We start from the raw sequence: 18,533 nt of genomic DNA, 5'->3' as shown, positions 1-18,533 counted from the left end.
CAGACGAAAAAAACAGAATAAAGTTTCAGGTAGATGGAAGGATCACCGAATATTAAAATAACACAATTTTGTTAAATAATCGAATCTTTGCCTTGGTACCTTTGTAGATTCCTCATCATATTCTAAACATGAAGATTTTACTGATCCTACTTTAAAGGCAAAGGAAGCGAGCATTAGTGCAACAAGCCATAGCTATTCTAGATTCAGGTGTCGGTGGGCTTACCGTTGTTAAAGAAGTTATGCGCCAGCTTCCGCAAGAGAAGATCATTTATTTTGGTGATACGGCTAGAACTCCTTATGGTCCTCGTTCTGCTAATGAAGTTCGCTTGTTCACTAAACAAATTGTTGATTATTTAACGCAATTCCAACCAAAGCTGCTCGTAATAGCTTGTAATACAGCAACGGCTGCAGCCTTGGATTATATTCGTTCAGCTGTTCATATTCCTGTTGTTGGTGTCATCCATCCTGGCGCTCGAGCTGCCGTCAAAACAACAAAAATCAGTATTGTTGGGGTCATAGGAACGGAAGGAACGATTAAAAGTGAAGCTTATGTACATGCATTAAAGCAGCTTTCTCCACATATTCAAGTGATTCAGTTAGCATGCCCTAGCTTTGTGCCGCTCGTGGAGAAGGGTTTATTCCATACTAAAGAAACAAAGCTGGAGATTGAGAAATCACTTGCTCCACTTCATAAAGAAAAAATGGATTGTTTAATATTAGGCTGTACGCATTATCCATTCCTACGGAATACCATTTCAAGTGTAATGGGGAATGAAGTTAGTTTGATCAGCTCTGCAGATGAAACAGCACGAGAAATCAGTACAGTTTTATACCATCATGACAAGCTGGCTACATCGAATGCGATTCCGATTCATCAGTTTTTCTGCAGTGGGGATTCCAAGCTATTTCAGCAAATTGCCCAAGAATGGCTTGGTGAACAAATCAAGGTTAGTCCAGTAGTTTGGCAAGTGCCGCGGATTATCTAATTGAATAGGTGTGGTTGAGGAGGAGATTAGGTTTCCTCCTTTTTCTTTGGTAATGGTTATTTCAAGTGATGAATATATTTGTAATGAAGCTTAGTTTATTCAAGGAGGAGCCAATGGATGAACAACTCCTATAGTTACCATGACTTGTGTAATGAATTGCAGCTAATGAAGCTTCCCAATCCATATTTAAGCTATGAGGTAATTGGTTATAGTGTTATGGGGAAAGAGATTATGGCCCTAAGATTAGGCCAAGGCAAGCGCAAGATCCATTATAACGCAGCTATTCATGCCAATGAGTGGATAACGGCCGTATTACTTATTAAATTTATTAACGATTGCGTTCGATGCTTGGAGGAAGAGGATTACATATGGCAGGGAGTCCATATTCATCAATTGCTGCAAGAAATAACAATATGGTTCGTACCTTTGCTTAATCCGGATGGTGTAGAGCTTGTATTGGACGGAATCGGAGCGGAGCATGAGTTTAAACAACAGCTCCTAGCATGGAATAACAATTCTGTAGATTTTACTGGCTGGAAAGCGAATATCCATGGTGTCGATTTAAACGATCAATTCCCTGCATACTGGGAGGAAGAGCGGGTCAGACGGCAGCAATCTAAGCCAGGACCGATGAATTATTCGGGTATTGCTCCATTAAGCGAGCCTGAAGCTAGGGCAATTGCTAATTTTACTTTGAAGCATGCTTTCGATCTAGTTCTTTCCTTACATACACAGGGAGAGGAAATCTATTGGAACTACCGTGGATTTGAACCCGAAAAAGCAGAAGGCCTTGCAGACAAATTAGCATCAGTAAGTGGGTATTGTGCCGTGTATCTGACAGATAGTGATGCAGGGTATAAGGATTGGTTTATACAGCAATTTCGTCGTCCTGGCTTCACTATTGAGGCAGGTTACGGCATAAATCCATTGCCTATCGAGCAATTGGATCAAATATACGAAAAAGTTAGTAAGATTTTATTGCTTGGCTTAACATGCTAAAAAAATTAAATAACACAGAAAAAACGCGCTCTCTATTAGAGGCGCGTTCTCATTCATTCCCATTCAATTACATCATATCAACTTCAACCTCAAATTTTTCGTTTTTACCATTAGCTGCTCCGCTATCTGATTTCTGTAATCTTGATTTTCCCAAGAAAATAGCGGCAATTACACCAACAGCTACGAAGATAACACCTGTTACGAAAATACCGTCTACTGCGTTAGCCAAGACTTCTCTGACAGCAGTAAAGATTTGTGGCGGCATAGAAGCGCGAGTTTCTTCGGATAATAAGGATTGTGGATTAGAGTATTTAAGCAGCTCTTCTGGTGAAAAATCGGTTAATTTTTTGGATGCATCACTTAATCCTGACGCCATCTTGGAGGCCATGATAGCTCCCATAATACTTACACCCATAGTACCGCCAATGGAGCGAAAAAACTGGGAGGATGAAGTGGCAACACCACGCATCTCTGGACCTACTGCACTCTGTACAGCAATCGTAAACGTCGGCATCAAGGAACCCATGCCCAAGCCAGTAACAATCATGTATAAGATTACCGTAAGATTAGTTGTATCTACAGTCATCGTAGACATTAAGTAGAAACCAAGGCCCATAATCGCCATGCTCGTCATAATAATGGTACGATAGGTTAATTTAGAAATGATTCGCCCGCCGATAATACTGGCAAGAATAAGAGATAGCATTAGTGGTGTAAGGATATATCCTGCTGTAGCAGCTTTGGTCCCAACAACACCTTGAACAAATAGAGGGATATAAGTAATCGCTCCAAACATCCCAGTACCCATGAAAAAACCAGCAATGCTTACAACAGTGATAACTCTATTTTTAAACAAGGTCAATGGAATGATCGGTTCTTTAGCTCTAGCTTCAATCAATAGGAAAGCACCAATCAAAATGGCTCCAATACTAAACAAACCAATAATTTGGGGAGAAGCCCACGCATAATGAGTACCTGGTTGATCTGTGTTGCCTGCTAACACCAATCCAAGCAGAATAGCTACAATAGCACCTGTAAGGGTAAGCGCGCCAAACCAATCAATCGAACGCTTTTCTTTACTTCGCGTTTCTTTCAATGCAATACCTAGAATAATTGCAGCAATAATACCAAATGGTAAGTTTACATAGAATATCCACTGCCAGTCCCAATGATCCACAATGAACCCGCCTGCACCAGGCCCTAGAATACTGGATAAGCCGAATACGGCTCCGAAAATACCTTGCATTTTACCTCTTTTATCAGGAGGGTAGATATCGCCAATAATGGTCATCGCAAGCGGCATTAATGCTCCAGCCCCGATACCTTGAATACCGCGGAAAATAATCAATTCGACCATATTATGTGAAAGACCGCATAAGGCTGATCCGAGAATGAAAAATCCCATACCTACTAAATATACGGGTCTTCTTCCATAAAGATCCGCTAACTTACCGAAGATAGGTACAGCAGCAGTTGAAGTAAGCATATAAATCGAGAAGACCCAGCTATATAAATTGAAGCCATGAAGTTTATTAATTACGGTTGGCATTGCTGTAGATACAATGGTTTGATCCAAAGCAGATAACAGCAAGCCAATCATCAGGCCGATGACGATAAGCCTCGTATTTCTAGAATCAGATGTGTTTGTCATTTTAGTCTCTCCTAATGTTTTTTCCGTTTTCTAGCAGGCTGGTAATTTTATCGAAAACGTTGATAGTTGTTTCTAATTCTGAGTTATTAATTTGGCGGAAAAGCTCTGTAATACGCTTAAACCTTCGATCACGAATCCGTTTAATGGTTTCGTTCCCTCTATCAGTAATGCTGAATAATACAACTCGTCGATCCGTTTCAGAACGTTCTCGTGTGATTAATCCCATACTGACTAACTTATCTGTCATTCCGGTCACAGCCCCAGAAGTAATCCCAATCATATTAGCTACTTCAGAAGCATTGATGGTGCCTTTTTGAGATAAATTATGAAGCAAGTAAAATTGACCTCCTGCTAAATTATCAGGTTCATTCATTTGTTGAATCTCCTGTTTAATCTGCATGCTGAGGGTTTCGAGACTGCTTTGCATCTGTATAAGAAGCTGATCTTTATAGGCTTCATCATGGGAAGACAAGTCTCTCGCCTCCTTTCTTAATTACTAATAATCTTTGCTGCTAATTATCTTAGTTACCATAATAATTACTTGTTAAGAATATAATCAATTAAAAGATATTAGTCAAGGCAAAGTTTATTGGGAAATGTACTTGAAATCGGTACAAAGTGATATAATGTCAAAGAAATCTAATAGAGGAGAGTGAAAGCATGAAAGAACAGAATTACGCCAATCACAAAAGATATGATTCTAATTATCACTTCATTTTTTTGGCATTGATCCTGATTGTCTTGGTTTGTGCAATTATTAATTTAGTCCAAGTAATCCAAAAAGAAGTAAATCCGTTAAGCGCAGTTATTCTATTGTTATTTTCTATATTGTTTACACTCCTAACTGGGATCATCCGGCCTTATCCGCTTAAAGCACAAGACCGTGCCATACTTGCAGAAGAAGGCTTAAGGCATTTTATTCTGACTGGCCAAAGATTAAATATGAATTTAACTCGCTCACAAGTTTTTGCACTACGGTTTGCAAGTGATGCCGAGCTTCCGACACTAGCCGAAAGAGCAGTCAATGAGAAACTTTCCAATGACGCAATAAAAAAAGCAATCGTCTCATGGAGAGCCGATTGCTTTAGAATTTAACTACTGTCCTTATTTAACTGAAATACTCAGATACATAACCTTCCGATTCCCGTACATCGAACCCCAACGGCCGATTCCCATTAGTAACCGTGATGTGTAAGTAGATTTCATCTGTACCCGTTCGCGGATTAAAGGATGGAATCGGCTCGCTTACTTCGATAACCTGCACCGTTGATCCAACGGTGTAGCCTTGTCGTTCCATAAACAGCTTCACATTCTTATCTAGTGGTTGAACCTGCAGCAGGTCGCCATTTTTAATTTGACTGAAATTGATCGCCATCGTTTTTGCTCCTCGCAAGTATTATCTTTAGTAATCCTCTGGAAGTCTAATCCAACGTTTTAAATAACCTTGTTCATGTAAGGCTTTTAATAGAATAATCAGAATAGGAGATAATATTAAACCTGAGATCCCAAATAGGGATAAAGAAATGATCATCGCAGACAACATGGTAAAAGCAGAAACGCCAAGCGAATCACCAGTGATTTTGGGCTCAAGAATTTGACGTACAAGGATGACAACAACAAGCAATATGCTTAATTCAATGGCTAATGTGGATTGACCTACAGCAAATAAGTAGATTATCCAAGGTATGAATACGGTGGAAACGCCTAATAGTGGCAATAAATCAAAAACACCAGCCAATAAGGCAATGGAAAAGGCGCTGTTAACCCCAAAAATAAACAAACAAATCAATATCACCAGAAAAGTAATGGTTACCATTTTCATCTGAGCCTTTAGATAGCCAACAATACCGATAAATACATTTTCTTTTAAGAACGCGAAAGCTGTTTTGAAGGTCTGTGGAGTATTGGTCTTAGCCAATCTCTTCCAATTCTCAATTTCTGTACTAAGAAAATAGGCCAGAATAATTCCAATAACAAAGTTGATCATGAAAGAGGTAAAGGAGGTTAGCTTGCCCGTTACCCATAACAGAAAGTCTGCAGCGACGTCTCCACCAAATTTAGTAATGGTTGCCGCATAATCTGTGCTTTTTGAGGTAACACCTGTAGGTAAGGCAGCCCATTTGCTCTGTAAATAATCTGCATTTACAGCGATTTGATGTTGCAGTATAATAACATAGCTTGGAATTCTATCTGCTAGATTGAGGATCTGAGTCGTGAAGACAATGCCAAGCAACGCCATTACCCCTAGGATCACAAGGATGAAGAGTAAGATGGAAATAGCGGAAGCAATGGATTTTTTCATTCCTCTGCGATGAAAAAACTTTGCCAATGGCTCAATCGCTGCGAAGATAATAAAGGCCAGAAAAATCGGTGTTGCGATTTTGTACAAGTAACTAAAGAGAAACATGAATATGTAGATAGTTAGTGCGATTAAAGCTATGTCGAAGACTGTTTTGTAATACTTTTTATAGAAGGAAAGCATGGTTCACCTCTGACATCTGGAGTTTGACTTGTCAAAATCACTCTGATTTTGAAATCACTACTTTCCACAATACTGAATTATCGCTACAATGGCAATAGAGCTATATATAAATTTGCACAGGAGTGGACAAAATGAATTGCAAAATCACAAGAAATGCAGCAAAGGTTATTCAAAAAGAACTAGACAAAGAAGAAAACAAGGATTTAAAGCTGCGCGTATTAATTACTCATAGCCATGGAGACCATGCACATTATGGATTGGATATGGACAAGCTTACCGATAAGGACGAGCTAGTTGTAACCGATAAAGAAATTGAAGTGATTATGGTTAAGGATGAGCCGTTATTGGATGGTGTAAGAATTGACTATCTATACTTTCCAAAAGAAGGATTTGTCATTACGAATCCAAGCAAAGGGAATTCCGGGGATCATTAATCTCAATGGCCGTTACATTACAGGAGCAACACAAGCAGAAGCCATTGTAAAACCGCAGAAATATGTGAAATAGTTACAAAATAACAAAAGGTTATCCTTTAATGTCTGAAAAGACGGAGGGATAGCCTTTTTGAGTTTGACTTTTCAGTCTATCCTGCTTTAATATTATTAATGCAAACGGTCATTGATAATGATTATCAACAAAGACAAACGACTACGTCGTTTCTCTGAAAGAGTAGGTGGGCGGCAAATGAGAAAGCCAACAAGTATTTTAATAATGATAATATTAGCAATGTTTCTTTTACCAACTATCTCTTTCGCAAAAGACGCAGAAGGTGACTTGAAACAATTAAATATGAATATTACCAAAGCCATTGCCTTTGTAGAGAAGGATGACTTGAAAAGTGGAGAAGCTGCTTTTACAGAATTTCGTACTAAATGGTTTGATATTGAGGATGGCATCAAGGAAAAATCTACAGATGCATATCGAGATATCGAGGCAACAATGGGTGAAATCCAGTTTGCTTTTCTTAAGGAAACTAAGGATAAAATAACAATCTTAAATGCGATGAAGAAACTGGATCAACAAAACAATAGCTTTATCCAAGGTGATTTATCGAGCTTTAAGCCAGCTGTTGTTTCTAATAACAATGAAAAGCCGACAGTGGTCAGCTTAATAGCATTATTGGAGCAAGCAATCGCGGATATTAAGAATAATCAAGCACAAGCAGCGAAAGATAAGGTCCAGCAATTTCGTGAGTCCTGGTTAGATGTTGAGGGTGTGATCGTTACACAATCTTCTAAGGTTTACACAGCTGCTGAGAGTGACATGGTTATTTCCTATTCTCAGTTGTCAGAGAATCCTGTCGACATGGCAGGCGCAGAGGAAACATTAACAAAAATGCGTGATTATTTAATTCCGCTTTCCACAAAAACCAGCTATACCATGATTGATGCAGTAACGATAATCCTCCGTGAAGGCTTAGAAGCATTACTGGTCATTGTTGCATTGTTGGGCTTTTTGAAGAAATCAGGCCATCAGAATAAAGAGAAATGGATTTGGTCAGGTGTTGGATTCGGAGTTATAGTAAGTATGATTCTTGGTGTTGTCGTTCAGATGTTATTTTCCTCCGGCGCATTTGGCAGCAATAACTTTCTAATTGCTGGCTTTACAGGTTTATTCGCTGCAGTGATGTTGGTTTATATGAGCTATTGGCTGCATAGTAAATCAAGCCTGGCGCAGTGGAGCCAATATATAAGCAACAAAAGCACAAAAGCCTTGGCTTCTGGGAGCTTATGGTCATTAGCTGTATTAGCTTTTCTAGCTGTGTTTAGAGAAGGCACAGAGATGGTATTGTTCTTTATCGGCATGGCTTCTTCTATTTCATTAACAAGCTTATTAACGGGCATCGGACTCGGGATTCTGATTTTAGCTGTTATTTCCTACTTGATTCTAAAAGTCGGTTTAAAAATTCCAATGCGTCCATTTTTCTTGATTTCAAGTATTTTCGTGTTCTATCTTTGCTTTAAGTTTTTGGGTATGGGTGTGCATGGCTTGCAATTGGCAGGGGTTCTACAAGCGACACGAGTGGCCTCGATGCCAACGATTGAATTCTTCGCACTATATGCTACTTGGGAGAATGTCGTCCCGCAGGCTTTTTTGTTAGTCTTAGCAGCGGTGATTGTAATTTGGAGTAAGCAGAAGGATTTAAAGCTTCGAAGGCAAATGCTGGTTCAGCAAAAATCCAACTAATCCATTCATAGTTAAATTTTAAGAAGCCTAAGGGCTTCTTTTTTGTATTTCCTTGTTATAATAAGGGATATAGATGAAGGAGGTTACATAAATGCCTAATGTTCTGATAATTTTATTCTTCATATTGGTGATGGTTATCATTATTTCTGCGATAACAAAAGCAACTGGAAACAGTAAAGCACCACGGAATCAGAGGATTAAAAAGATTGCTTTTTCTGAAGATAACCTGCCTACTGGGTTGAATTTCCGTCAGGAAATGCCCTTACAGGATTTGGAGCTGCGTTTGGATAAAGGGCTATCTGCTTTATTTCTTACCCAATTGAAGCAGCGTGTTCTGGGAGCGCATCCAAATGTTAGCTCAGCTGAGTATGAATGGAAGCTACTAGAGCTTAAAAGATATTTGGCGATGAATGCTATCCTGCGTCAAACTCCTATGTTCAGTGAAGCTGTGGATGAAATTTGGCATGAGATGATTATGTTTACAAGAGAATATCAGCAATTATGCGAACGATTAACAGGTGGAATGATTCATCATACCCCGCATGTGCAGAAGATGAGTATGCCTGATGAAAGAGCTTGGTTTGATTGGGTCTATGGGCATTTGTTTGAGTTTACACCGTATAGCAACCTGATTTGGAACCCCTTTTATAAGTTTCCATTAAGCAAACAACGGATGCAACAGCTAAGGGAGTCCAATGAACAAGAAATCATGGAAGCTCTGTTTAATGTAGGTGCAGCAGAAAGATTTCCAGAGGTTAGAGCTGCAATTGTAAGCTTGATTCAACAATTGAAAGCACAAATCGATACAGCGGATGATCCCAATCAATCTTATAACCGAGGCTCGGGCATGCAATCTTCAGATATGATGGGATATGCAGCAAGTGCAATGATTTTCTATTCTCTGATGGATAATGGAAGCTATGCGGACAGTATGCAAGAAATTCTTCCTGAAGAAATACAGAGTGAGAACGAAGGAGCCGACTCCGGGGGCTCTTCATGCGGAACGGGGGATAATGGTTCTTCGGATGGTGGAGGCAGTGGGGGAAGTGACGGAGGAAGCGATAGTGGCAGCAGCAGTTCATCCTCTAGCTGCAGCAGCAGTAGTTGCGGTGGCGGAGGCGGCGGAGATTAAGTTGATTATAAATGTTTTCTGAGAAAAGGCAGAGCGGTGGCAAAAAATGCTGGGTCGGTTTCCGAGCTGCGATGTCCCTCACTATGGATAAATAGGTGCTCAACTCGGCCTGCAGGTACATGCGCAATAACATAATCTAAATCTGCTGAAGAGATATAATCATCTAATCTAGAGTGAATGAGCAGCATTGGCGTTTTTGTGCGCTTAATAGTGCTAACGATGTCGAGTTTTTTTGCTGCTTTTGCGGTGATTCCAAGGCGATAGTACCATATTCTTGGGATGAAATAGGCTAGTGGGAATATGGGCAGCTTATGCCTCCGCAATTCGGAAGTAATCATTGTTTCCATGCGGCTCGGCATAGAGTCGGTGACGATAACCTTGATTCTCTGATCCTGCCCCATAGCTAACGTGCTGCCAAATGCACCTAAGGAATAGGCGAAGATAGCTATTCGATTGGGATCAATCTCGGAGCGGGTTTGAGCATAATCCAGAGCTGCGACAACATCATCACGAAACATTATGCCGGATGGAGTTGGGTAAGGGTCGCTTTCGCCATGAGCGCGGGCATCAAATAACATTAGGGAGTAACCTTCGCCATAAAGAGGCTCTACATAACGAAGCACGCGAGTACGGTTTGAGCCCCAGCCGTGGACAATGATTACTAATGGTGAGGTGGGTGTTGTAGCCTCTTTAGCAGGTATGAACCAACCTTTAATCGTCAATCCTTCGCTAATGAATGTAATGTCTTCATAGGGCATGGAAGGTAAAGCATGAATGGCTTTGTTGATGGGAGGTGATTGACTTTTCACACCTAAAATCCAGATCAAAGCTGCAGCAATAATCAATAAGCCCAATAGAATGAGAATGCTATATAATACCCAAGCTTCCATATTAGCACTACCTTTACGATTGAAATTTGTAGAATGAAAATATAAGAGATCGAAAGAAAATTTGGAGGAAACTACGTGCAGCAAAAGCAACGAATTGCTATCGATATGGATGGAGTCATCGCAGATCATCTTAACAAACATTTAACGCTCTACAATCGAGATTATGAGGATCAGCTTACCTTCGCGGACTTGCAAGGAAAGAAGCTTCGTGAAATGGCTAAATGCGGAATAGCGGTACAAAAGTATTATCAGGATCCTACTTTTTTCCGAGATTTGGTTGTGATGGAGGGAAGTCAGTCCGTTGTTAAGCAATTACAAGAGAACTACGAAATCTTTATTGCGACGGCAGCAATGGAATTTCCATTGTCCTTTCAAGCTAAGTATGAATGGTTGACCGAGCACTTTGATTCTATTCCTAAATCTAATATTGTGTTTTGCGGGGATAAAGGTATCCTTCATGCGGATTATTTAATAGATGATAATTCCTATAATTTTAAAAACTTTAAAGGGAAAGGTATATTATTCACCTCCCCCCATAATGTATATGAAACGGAATATGCTCGAGTGAACAATTGGCAGGAAGTCGCTGCTATGTTCCTGGGTTAATGTTTTTTGGGGAATAGTCCACCTTGTCCAAAATATTGATAATACGCGCATTCGATTCGTCCGTTGAAGAGCTTGCGTTTTTTGCTTGCGGGTCTACCCATGTAATGTTCGAGATGAGTGTCTGGGTTGAGGACGAAAACGGACCAAGTGGGTAATGGCTTGGTAATTACGCCGAGCTGGCGCAATGCCAAAGCGGCTTCCTGCTCGTCGCCCAAGCGCTCTCCGTAGGGCGGGTTGGTGATAATGCAGCCGAAATCGCCCTCGGGGCGTACCTGGGCAATTGGAGCGACGCTGAAGCGCAGCTCCTTGGCTAGCCCCGCAGCCTTGGCTGCAGCTTGTGCGACTTCGATCGCGCTAGGGTCGATGTCCGAGCCGCTGATGTTCAGCGGCACATCGTCGCGCAGCAGATCGAAGGCTTCTTCGCGGGCGGCGTGCCAGAGCTCCGCTGGCACGATCGGCCAAGCTTCGGCTGCGAAGGTGCGACGCAGCCCTGGGGCTATGTTCCAGGCGATCATTGCCGCCTCGATGGGGATTGTGCCCGACCCGCAGAAAGGGTCGAGCAGCGGGCGCTCAGCGTTCCAGCGGCTGAGCAAGACAAGTGCTGCCGCCATCGTCTCCTTGAGCGGCGCTTCAGTCGCAAGCTTGCGGTAGCCGCGCTTGTGCAATCCATAGCCTGACGTGTCCAGCGTCAGGGTCGCAACATCCTGCAGCAGGGAGACTTCGATCGTGTACTTCGGCCCCGATTCCGCGAACCACTCCGTGTGATACTGCTGCTTCATTTTCTCGACGATCGCCTTCTTGACGATCGCTTGGCAAGCGGGAACGCTCGATAGCTGCGATTTATGCGATCGCCCATTCACAGGAAATTCCGCATCGCCGGGAATCCAGTCCGGCCAAGGCAAGGCTTTAGTCTGTTCGAATAAATCCTCGAACGTTGTTGCAGAAAACTCGCCCATTTTGACTAAGATCCGGTCGGCGGTTCGCAACCAAAGATTAGCGCGACAAATAGCAGATTCATCGCCCCAGAAAGTGACTCGTCCGTTTTCGACTTGCATATCCTCATAACCAAGCTCTTTAATTTCACGAGCAACCACCGCTTCCAGTCCCATAGGCGTTGTGGCAATAAGCTGTATTTTTGACATGGATAAATCCTCTTTTCGTAATAAAATGTACATGCAGTTGAATTGGATTTATATTAACTTTACAATGGATGTATGGGATAATGGAACATGCTTTAATAGTCAGTTACCCGTGTTAAGTATAGGATAAATTAGATTAGGTTACAAACTTTGTTTGAATGGGGATGTTACAATGAGCGTTATGTCTAATGAAGAATATGTGGAATCATTATTTGCTGCTGATGTGGATTTAAATCGAGCCATAGAAGGAATTCGCGCTAAAGGCATGCCTGAAATTTCTATTGCTCCAGGCTATGGAAGATTACTAACCTTGCTAGTCCAAGCGAGTGGGGCTCAGAACATTCTTGAAATTGGCGCTTTAGGCGGATATAGCGGGATTTGTTTAGCTCGTGGCTTACAGGAATCAGGGAAGCTGCTTTCGTTGGAGCTGCAGCAGGATTATGCAGATGTTGCCTTCGCACATTTACAGCAGGCTGGTCTAGGAGATAAAGTGGCTTACCGAATTGGGGATGCTATGGTTACACTACCAGAGCTGGTTAAGGAAGGAGCTCGCTTTGACTTTTTCTTCATCGATGCAGACAAAGGCAGCTACCCGGAATACTTGGATTATGCAATTAAGCTAGCAAATCCAGGAGCTATTATCGTAGGTGACAACTCATTTATGCATGGACGCACCAAGGATCCAGCTGAGAATGGCAATTCCGTGAAAGCCGTCCGCCGCTTTAATGAACGCATGGCTACAGATCCTCAGCTAGAGAGCACTATACTCCCTGCATACGATGGATTAGCTATTGCTCGCGTTAAAGGTTAATTTTCCGAATTTACGAAAAGATTGCCCAAAGACTCTGGTTTGCTGCAAATGGGGAACTGACCTCATTACAGCAAGTTCCCAGAGTCTTTTATTTGACCTTCCCTTTCCCTAAGTTGACAATACCCTATTTTCAAGCACCCCTAATCTAAAGGTTTCTCCAAAACCTCCATTTTGTCTGCTGTCACTAAAGATCTCCTCACCCAGAATGAGTTAGTTATCATGAGAATAGCAGAGAGCAGAAAAATTCCGCGAATGGTAACCAAGCCCGACAATAGTCCACCTACAACAGGACCTAACATATTGCCTAAGCTAAGCGTGCTGCTGTTAAAGCTATAAGCGCGGCTTTCCATCCCATTGGGAGTGAATTTACGAATGAGTGAATAAACGGACGGCAACAAACCTCCTATAAAAATCCCAAGGAAAAAGCGTGAGATCATTAGCTGCCAAATATTATGCACAAAAACTTGAGGGATAAAAGTAACTGCCGCTCCGATTAAACAAAACTGCAGTATACGCTCGGAGCCGATTCTATCCCCAAATTTGCCAAGCAATGGTGAAGCGACTATGCTCGAGAAGCCTGTCGCAGAACCGACTAGAGCGGCGAAGAGAGCAAGATATTCGGTTTGGCCATGTAACTTTTGGACGAATAATGGAATCAGCGGCATTGGGCTTAACAACGCAAACTGAATTAAAAAAGTGACAGCAAATAAAGCAGGCAGCTGCGGGATTTTGCTAAGCTGCTTAAAGCCTTGTACTAATGAAACCTTAGGCTGCTTTTTGACTTCCTGCGCATCAAAGCTTTCTTTCACCAAAAAGAAAGCAACCAAGGAGGCAATGAACAGCAGCGTACCTGTAATATAGAAGATCGGACGATAGCCGCCAAAGCCAACCGCCAATAAACCGCCGATAACGGGTCCTAATATTGTGCCAGCTACGGCTCCAGACTGCAGGGTGCCCATGGCAAAGCCGATTTTCTCCTTAGGTGTATTCGTTGAGATAAGTGCTACTGCTGCAGGCTGGAAGCCAGAAATGACTCCGTTAAGCATGCGTAGAAGTAATAAGTGCCACGCTGTATGGGCAAAGCCCATTAATGTCATGACTACAGCCATCCCGAAGCCTGAACGAAGCAGCATAACCTTGCGGCCAAACCGATCGGAGAGTCCTCCCCATATAGGTTGAAATAAAAAAGCTGTCACAAAATTAGCGGCAAAAATCCAACTCGCCCATAAAGCTACACTTCGCGGATCCTTGAGCCCTAATTCCTGCAAGTAAAAAGGCAGAAACGGAATAATCATGGTCATGCCGCCCATAACTAAAAATTGTCCAATCCATAAGACAATTAAATTTATTTTCCATCGTGCCATATGTCACCTTCAATCTGCTGTAGTTTATGGCATGTCCTGTTTTTGATCATATAGAATGCAGCTTGGTTGTGCAACTAGACCCCTATATTTGACAAACCAATGGTAATGTGGAAAATGAAATAGGTACAGAATTCCTTATTTAGGCTAAGCAATTCAGGAGGTTGGTTATCAAGTGCGTTCCCGCAGAGAAGATAAAACAGCAAAACGATTAATTAGAAGTCGAAATTTGATTCGAAGAGGACTTATTACATTAGCCATTATATTATTAGCAGTGAGCGCTATCCTAACCTTTCAAAAGTATTCAAACAAGCTTGATGCAACTGGAAAACCTGCAGCTGAAATCCAATCACCTGCTGCCACGATGGCTCCATCAGTATCACCCACTGATGCAGTTCAAGCTACAGTTATTCCTTCCAGTGAGCCATCACCTTCACCAACATCCAGTCCAAATGCAGTAACAGCCGAAGACCCTAATCTAATACATATGGCATTTGTAGGTGATATTTTGCTGGCAAGCGGCGTTGAGACCTTAATGAAACAAAATGGATTCGATTATCCATATAAAGACGTTAAAGAACTATTGCTGAAGCCAGATCTAACTATTGGAAACTTAGAAACGCCTGTTACAGATCGCGGGGAGCTTCAATTAAAAGAATACAATTATCGCTCATCTCCGCTTGCACTGCCAGCGTTGAAAGAAGCAGGACTAGATTTGGTTAACCTTGCAAACAATCATATTATGGATTATGGATCGGAAGGCATGCTGGATACCATGGACCACCTGGATAATGTTGGGATCAAGCGTGTGGGAGCTGGACATGATGCCAAGGAAGCTTTCGAATCAGTCATTATCGAGAAGAATGGAATGAAGATCGCTTTTTTAGGCTTTAGCCGCGTGGTTCCAGAAGCCTCATGGAAAGCTGGGGTCAAGCATCCAGGCGTTGCAGATACATATGATTATCGAGCTCCCGTCCTTGCGATTGAAAAGGCAAGAGCAGAAGCTGACTTAGTTGTAGTGATTACACATTGGGGGGTAGAACGCACGGATACACCAGTGGCTTATCAAACAGAGTTAGCTCATTTATTCATTGATGCAGGTGCGGATTTAGTCGTAGGCGGACATCCCCATGTATTACAAGGTGTTGAAGCTTATAAAGGCAAATGGATCGCCTATAGCTTGGGTAATTTTATTTTTACAACAAACAGTGTTAAAGAAACCTTAGAAACCTTTGTGTTGAATGCAACTTGTTCTAAAGAGCGCCAATGCACGCTTAATGTAGTCCCTATCAAGACGGTTTATGCTAAACCAGCGATAATGGATGTTGAGACGGGACAAGCCCTGTTTGAACGCATTTCAGCGGTCTCCTATCATGCTGAAATCCAGCCCGACGGGCAGATTATAGAGAAGCCGTAATAAAATCCAATAAGGACGTGATCCGATGTTTGAGAATATCCGTAATGTTTATTGTGTAGGAAGAAATTACGCGTTGCATGCTGCTGAGCTAGGTAATGATGTACCCGAATACCCGATGATTTTTACGAAACCAACTCATGCGCTTGTTGAAATGAACGGTCAATCTATTCTTTTACCCAGCAGCCAAGGTGGCGTTCATTATGAAGCAGAGCTTGTTCTACATATCGGCAAGGCATATGAAAAAGGGATGCATGTCGATGAGTTAGTCGATTCTTGTGCGCTTGGAGTGGATTTAACTTTACGCGAGGTTCAGAATGAGTTGAAAAAAAAGGGACATCCATGGCTCGCTGCAAAAGGATTTTTGCGATCGGCACCAATTGGTCCATTTTTTCCGTTCATGGGGGAGCAAGCTATGCAACAAACCGATTTTAGCTTATTCATCAATGACATTGAAGTTCAGCGTGGGAATACAAGTGCAATGATCTTTAATCTTCAAACGATTGTTGATTATATTGCAGAGACATTTGGCCTTGGACCTGATGATTTAATTTACACAGGAACACCAGCTGGAGTAGGGGCTTTAGCCCACAATGATGTATTGCGTCTTCAATGGGGCAACGAGCAAGCAGGTTTATGTACGATTCAACTATAATTCGTTTAAATATCTGTGTAATTATCACGAACTTTAAGTATTTTTGGCAGCTGCTCCATGAAAACGTCAACGATCTGTGGATCAAAATGATGCCCGCGTTCTTCTTTGAATAAATTAAGAATTCGATCCAGCTCCCAGGCTGCTTTATAAACTCGTTCGCTTCCTAATGCGTCAAATACGTCGGCAATAGCTGTAATTCGGCCATAAATATGTATATCTTCACCCTTAAGCCCTTGAGGATAACCTTTGCCATTCCATTTTTCATGATGCTCATGTGCTAGTATCGCTGCTGTCTTGAGAATTTTACGTGATGAATTTTTCAACAAACCAAAGCCGATTGTTGTATGAGATTGCATGACTTTAAATTCTTCTTCATCCAGCTTGCCAGGTTTCTTGAGGACAGAGTCAGGTATCGCTACTTTTCCAATATCATGCATAGGTGATGCCATCTTAATTAAATCACATTCATCCTGATCCATTCCTAAGCCTTTGGCGATTAGATAAGAATATTCGGCAACACGCTTAACGTGATTGCCGGTCTCTTTGGAGCGGCTTTCACCAATTTCACCCATTGTAAAAATAATCTCACGCTGCGTTTCTTCAATTTCATGATGCAGCTGCACAGATTCAAGTGACTTTCCAGCGTAAGACGCGGCAAGCGTTAAATATTTTAAATCTTTATCTGTAAAATTTTCAGCTTCAGTAAGCTTATTAACAGCCTGATAAGCCCCGATAATATCTCCATCATTGTTGCGAAAAGGCACGACCATCATCGCTTTGGAATGATAGCCGGTTCGTTTATCAACTGCAAGAGCACCGTTCTCAAGCACTTCTTTAAATTCAACATTCTGATAAGCATCATCAATAAAAATTGGTTCGCCTGAGCTAATGGAATGACCAACTAAACCAGCGGTCAACGGAATGCGAATGCCGCTTACTCCGTGTGCGACCGTGGTATAAAGCTCATTCTTGGCACGATCAACCAGCCAAACACTGCAGCGATCCGCTACTATCATCTCGCGCCCCATGTTTGCCATTAAAAGCAGTACATCGTCTAGGTTGCGTTCATTGGCTATTTTACCTGTGTACTCAAAAATCACTCCAAGCATATCCTCTGGCTGCAAATCTACTTTTATCTTTTTTTCTTCAAAAGCGTGATCGTACGACACTAATTAGCCTCCCCCGATGAATACTATTAAATCTATCTTCCTATTATTCATCATAGAGTAGGGAACTTCCTGCAAAAATTCGTGTTAAACCGACAAATTTCGCAATTTATTTAAAAATTGCTTATCCCTCGTAACGGCTCAATTCAAATTGCTCACAAACGTCGGAACAAAAGCTTTTATGTGCTTCCTCACAGCTAGGGCAGCAGATGTGCTGCAGGTGGCAATAATCATTGGCACAATTAATAAAGCGATCTTCAGGTTTGTCGCAGTGATGACATTTGCCTACGATAATATCTTCGTCGGTTTGATTAATAGATACGGTTTTTCTTTCATCGAATACATAACATTTACCATCAAACAGTCTGCCTTGAACATCCTCATCTTTACCATAAGTAACGATTCCTCCGTCCAGCTGCGCTACATCCGTAAAACCTTCCTTCAGTAAAAAGCCAGAAAGCTTCTCACAACGAATCCCGCCTGTACAATAAGTTAAAATGGGGCGATCCTTGTATTCACTTAAATTCTGCCTAATCCACTCAGGGAAATCACGAAAGGATTCGACTTCCGGTTTAATGGCATTACGGAAATGCCCTACATCATATTCATAATAATTGCGGCCATCTAAGATAATAACATCTTCGTCTTGCATTTTTTCGTAAAATTCTTTTGGAGAAAGATGTTTACCCGTAATTACATTGGGATCGACATCATCCTCTAGGCGAAAAGTAACCAATTCCTTTTTCGGTCGTACGAATATTTTGGCGAAAGCATGTCCTTCAGAAGGATCTATTTTAAACGATATTCCTTCAAAAAGAGGGTGGCTTTGCATATAGGCCATATAAGTATCCGTTTGCTCTACTGTTCCAGAGAGAGTGCCATTAATCCCCTCTGCCGCTACAAGAATACGGCCTTTAACCCCTAGATCCTTGCAATATTGTAAATGCTCCTTAGCAAACACTTCATAGTTCGCAATGGGCACATATTTATAATAAAGTAGAATGCGATAATTTAACTCTGTAGTCATGTTTTTTCCTCCTATGTGATCCTTCTT

General features: G+C 41.7%; 19 protein-coding genes. 10 read left to right on the top strand and 9 right to left on the bottom strand.

What is annotated here, in order from left to right; all coding sequences use genetic code 11:
* Nucleotides 1-176: 176 nt before the first annotated feature.
* Together racE and EHS13_RS22730 are read left to right on the top strand one after the other, a co-directional pair.
* Nucleotides 177-986 (top strand): glutamate racemase, encoded by an 810-nt coding sequence (gene racE, locus EHS13_RS22735; protein ID WP_155702585.1) that lies wholly within the window; start codon nucleotides 177-179, stop codon nucleotides 984-986.
* A gap of 117 nt (nucleotides 987-1,103) precedes the next feature.
* Nucleotides 1,104-1,985 (top strand): M14 family metallopeptidase, encoded by an 882-nt coding sequence (locus EHS13_RS22730; RefSeq protein ID WP_155702584.1) that lies wholly within the window; start codon nucleotides 1,104-1,106, stop codon nucleotides 1,983-1,985.
* A 67-nt stretch (nucleotides 1,986-2,052) separates the two neighbouring features.
* Here EHS13_RS22730 and EHS13_RS22725 read toward each other — a convergent pair whose 3' ends face one another.
* Together EHS13_RS22725 and EHS13_RS22720 are read right to left on the bottom strand one after the other, a co-directional pair.
* Nucleotides 2,053-3,636: an MDR family MFS transporter gene (locus tag EHS13_RS22725; RefSeq protein WP_155702583.1), complete on the bottom strand. Its 1,584-nt coding sequence runs from the start codon at nucleotides 3,634-3,636 to the stop codon at nucleotides 2,053-2,055.
* Nucleotide 3,637: 1 nt separating this feature from the next.
* The gene (locus tag EHS13_RS22720; protein ID WP_155702582.1) at nucleotides 3,638-4,108 is read right to left on the bottom strand and encodes a MarR family winged helix-turn-helix transcriptional regulator; all 471 of its coding nucleotides are present in this window, start codon (nucleotides 4,106-4,108) and stop codon (nucleotides 3,638-3,640) included.
* A 188-nt stretch (nucleotides 4,109-4,296) separates the two neighbouring features.
* Between EHS13_RS22720 and EHS13_RS22715 the strand changes: the two genes are divergently transcribed.
* The gene (locus tag EHS13_RS22715; protein ID WP_155702581.1) at nucleotides 4,297-4,731 is read left to right on the top strand and encodes a DUF6526 family protein; all 435 of its coding nucleotides are present in this window, start codon (nucleotides 4,297-4,299) and stop codon (nucleotides 4,729-4,731) included.
* A gap of 13 nt (nucleotides 4,732-4,744) precedes the next feature.
* Here EHS13_RS22715 and EHS13_RS22710 read toward each other — a convergent pair whose 3' ends face one another.
* Both EHS13_RS22710 and ytvI read right to left on the bottom strand, forming a co-directional pair.
* A complete protein-coding gene (locus EHS13_RS22710; RefSeq protein WP_155702580.1) occupies nucleotides 4,745-5,011 on the bottom strand; it encodes a hypothetical protein in 267 nt (88 codons plus the stop codon).
* Between the two features lie 27 nt (nucleotides 5,012-5,038).
* Nucleotides 5,039-6,118 (bottom strand): sporulation integral membrane protein YtvI, encoded by a 1,080-nt coding sequence (ytvI, locus tag EHS13_RS22705; RefSeq protein ID WP_155702579.1) that lies wholly within the window; start codon nucleotides 6,116-6,118, stop codon nucleotides 5,039-5,041.
* A gap of 131 nt (nucleotides 6,119-6,249) precedes the next feature.
* Between ytvI and EHS13_RS22700 the strand changes: the two genes are divergently transcribed.
* The 3 genes from EHS13_RS22700 (at nucleotide 6,250) to EHS13_RS22690 (ending at nucleotide 9,437) form a co-directional block, all read left to right on the top strand.
* Nucleotides 6,250-6,552 carry an iron-sulfur cluster assembly accessory protein gene (locus tag EHS13_RS22700; RefSeq protein ID WP_155702578.1) on the top strand — a complete coding sequence of 101 codons (303 nt, stop codon included), beginning with the start codon at nucleotides 6,250-6,252 and terminating at the stop codon, nucleotides 6,550-6,552.
* A 250-nt stretch (nucleotides 6,553-6,802) separates the two neighbouring features.
* Complete coding sequence (locus EHS13_RS22695; RefSeq protein ID WP_155702577.1) at nucleotides 6,803-8,305, top strand: FTR1 family iron permease; 1,503 nt, start codon at nucleotides 6,803-6,805, stop codon at nucleotides 8,303-8,305.
* 91 nt (nucleotides 8,306-8,396) lie between these two features.
* The gene (locus EHS13_RS22690; RefSeq protein WP_155702576.1) at nucleotides 8,397-9,437 is read left to right on the top strand and encodes a glycine-rich domain-containing protein; all 1,041 of its coding nucleotides are present in this window, start codon (nucleotides 8,397-8,399) and stop codon (nucleotides 9,435-9,437) included.
* A gap of 5 nt (nucleotides 9,438-9,442) precedes the next feature.
* Here EHS13_RS22690 and EHS13_RS22685 read toward each other — a convergent pair whose 3' ends face one another.
* Nucleotides 9,443-10,327, bottom strand: coding sequence for an alpha/beta hydrolase (locus EHS13_RS22685; protein WP_162463208.1), 885 nt, complete (start codon nucleotides 10,325-10,327; stop codon nucleotides 9,443-9,445).
* 75 nt (nucleotides 10,328-10,402) lie between these two features.
* On the opposite strand from EHS13_RS22685, the gene EHS13_RS22680 reads away from it, so the two are divergent.
* Nucleotides 10,403-10,933 (top strand): 5' nucleotidase, NT5C type, encoded by a 531-nt coding sequence (locus tag EHS13_RS22680; RefSeq protein WP_227013481.1) that lies wholly within the window; start codon nucleotides 10,403-10,405, stop codon nucleotides 10,931-10,933.
* On the opposite strand, the gene EHS13_RS22675 is transcribed toward EHS13_RS22680, so the two are convergent.
* The gene (locus tag EHS13_RS22675) at nucleotides 10,930-12,075 is read right to left on the bottom strand and encodes a THUMP domain-containing class I SAM-dependent RNA methyltransferase (RefSeq protein WP_155702574.1); all 1,146 of its coding nucleotides are present in this window, start codon (nucleotides 12,073-12,075) and stop codon (nucleotides 10,930-10,932) included. The two genes, EHS13_RS22680 and EHS13_RS22675, sit on opposite strands and share 4 nt — an antisense overlap.
* Before the next feature lie 169 nt (nucleotides 12,076-12,244).
* Between EHS13_RS22675 and EHS13_RS22670 the strand changes: the two genes are divergently transcribed.
* Complete coding sequence (locus EHS13_RS22670; protein ID WP_155702573.1) at nucleotides 12,245-12,883, top strand: O-methyltransferase; 639 nt, start codon at nucleotides 12,245-12,247, stop codon at nucleotides 12,881-12,883.
* A 140-nt stretch (nucleotides 12,884-13,023) separates the two neighbouring features.
* Here EHS13_RS22670 and EHS13_RS22665 read toward each other — a convergent pair whose 3' ends face one another.
* Nucleotides 13,024-14,247 (bottom strand): MFS transporter, encoded by a 1,224-nt coding sequence (locus EHS13_RS22665; RefSeq protein WP_155702572.1) that lies wholly within the window; start codon nucleotides 14,245-14,247, stop codon nucleotides 13,024-13,026.
* A gap of 172 nt (nucleotides 14,248-14,419) precedes the next feature.
* Between EHS13_RS22665 and EHS13_RS22660 the strand changes: the two genes are divergently transcribed.
* Together EHS13_RS22660 and EHS13_RS22655 are read left to right on the top strand one after the other, a co-directional pair.
* On the top strand, nucleotides 14,420-15,661 hold the full coding sequence (locus EHS13_RS22660) for a CapA family protein (RefSeq protein ID WP_227013480.1): 1,242 nt from the start codon (nucleotides 14,420-14,422) through the stop codon (nucleotides 15,659-15,661).
* A gap of 25 nt (nucleotides 15,662-15,686) precedes the next feature.
* Nucleotides 15,687-16,313, top strand: coding sequence for a fumarylacetoacetate hydrolase family protein (locus EHS13_RS22655; protein WP_155702571.1), 627 nt, complete (start codon nucleotides 15,687-15,689; stop codon nucleotides 16,311-16,313).
* Between the two features lie 5 nt (nucleotides 16,314-16,318).
* Here the strand turns inward: EHS13_RS22655 and EHS13_RS22650 are convergent, their stop codons facing one another.
* Together EHS13_RS22650 and trhO are read right to left on the bottom strand one after the other, a co-directional pair.
* Nucleotides 16,319-17,482 carry an HD domain-containing phosphohydrolase gene (locus tag EHS13_RS22650; RefSeq protein ID WP_227013479.1) on the bottom strand — a complete coding sequence of 388 codons (1,164 nt, stop codon included), beginning with the start codon at nucleotides 17,480-17,482 and terminating at the stop codon, nucleotides 16,319-16,321.
* A 121-nt stretch (nucleotides 17,483-17,603) separates the two neighbouring features.
* On the bottom strand, nucleotides 17,604-18,506 hold the full coding sequence (gene trhO / locus EHS13_RS22645; RefSeq protein ID WP_155702570.1) for an oxygen-dependent tRNA uridine(34) hydroxylase TrhO: 903 nt from the start codon (nucleotides 18,504-18,506) through the stop codon (nucleotides 17,604-17,606).
* Nucleotides 18,507-18,533 lie beyond the last annotated feature (27 nt).

The sequence above is a fragment of the Paenibacillus psychroresistens genome (assembly GCF_009728935.1).
Lineage (GTDB): Bacteria > Bacillota > Bacilli > Paenibacillales > NBRC-103111 > Paenibacillus_AC > Paenibacillus_AC psychroresistens.
Note: the sequence above shows the minus strand (reverse complement) of the source record. Positions and strands in the feature narration are given on the sequence as shown.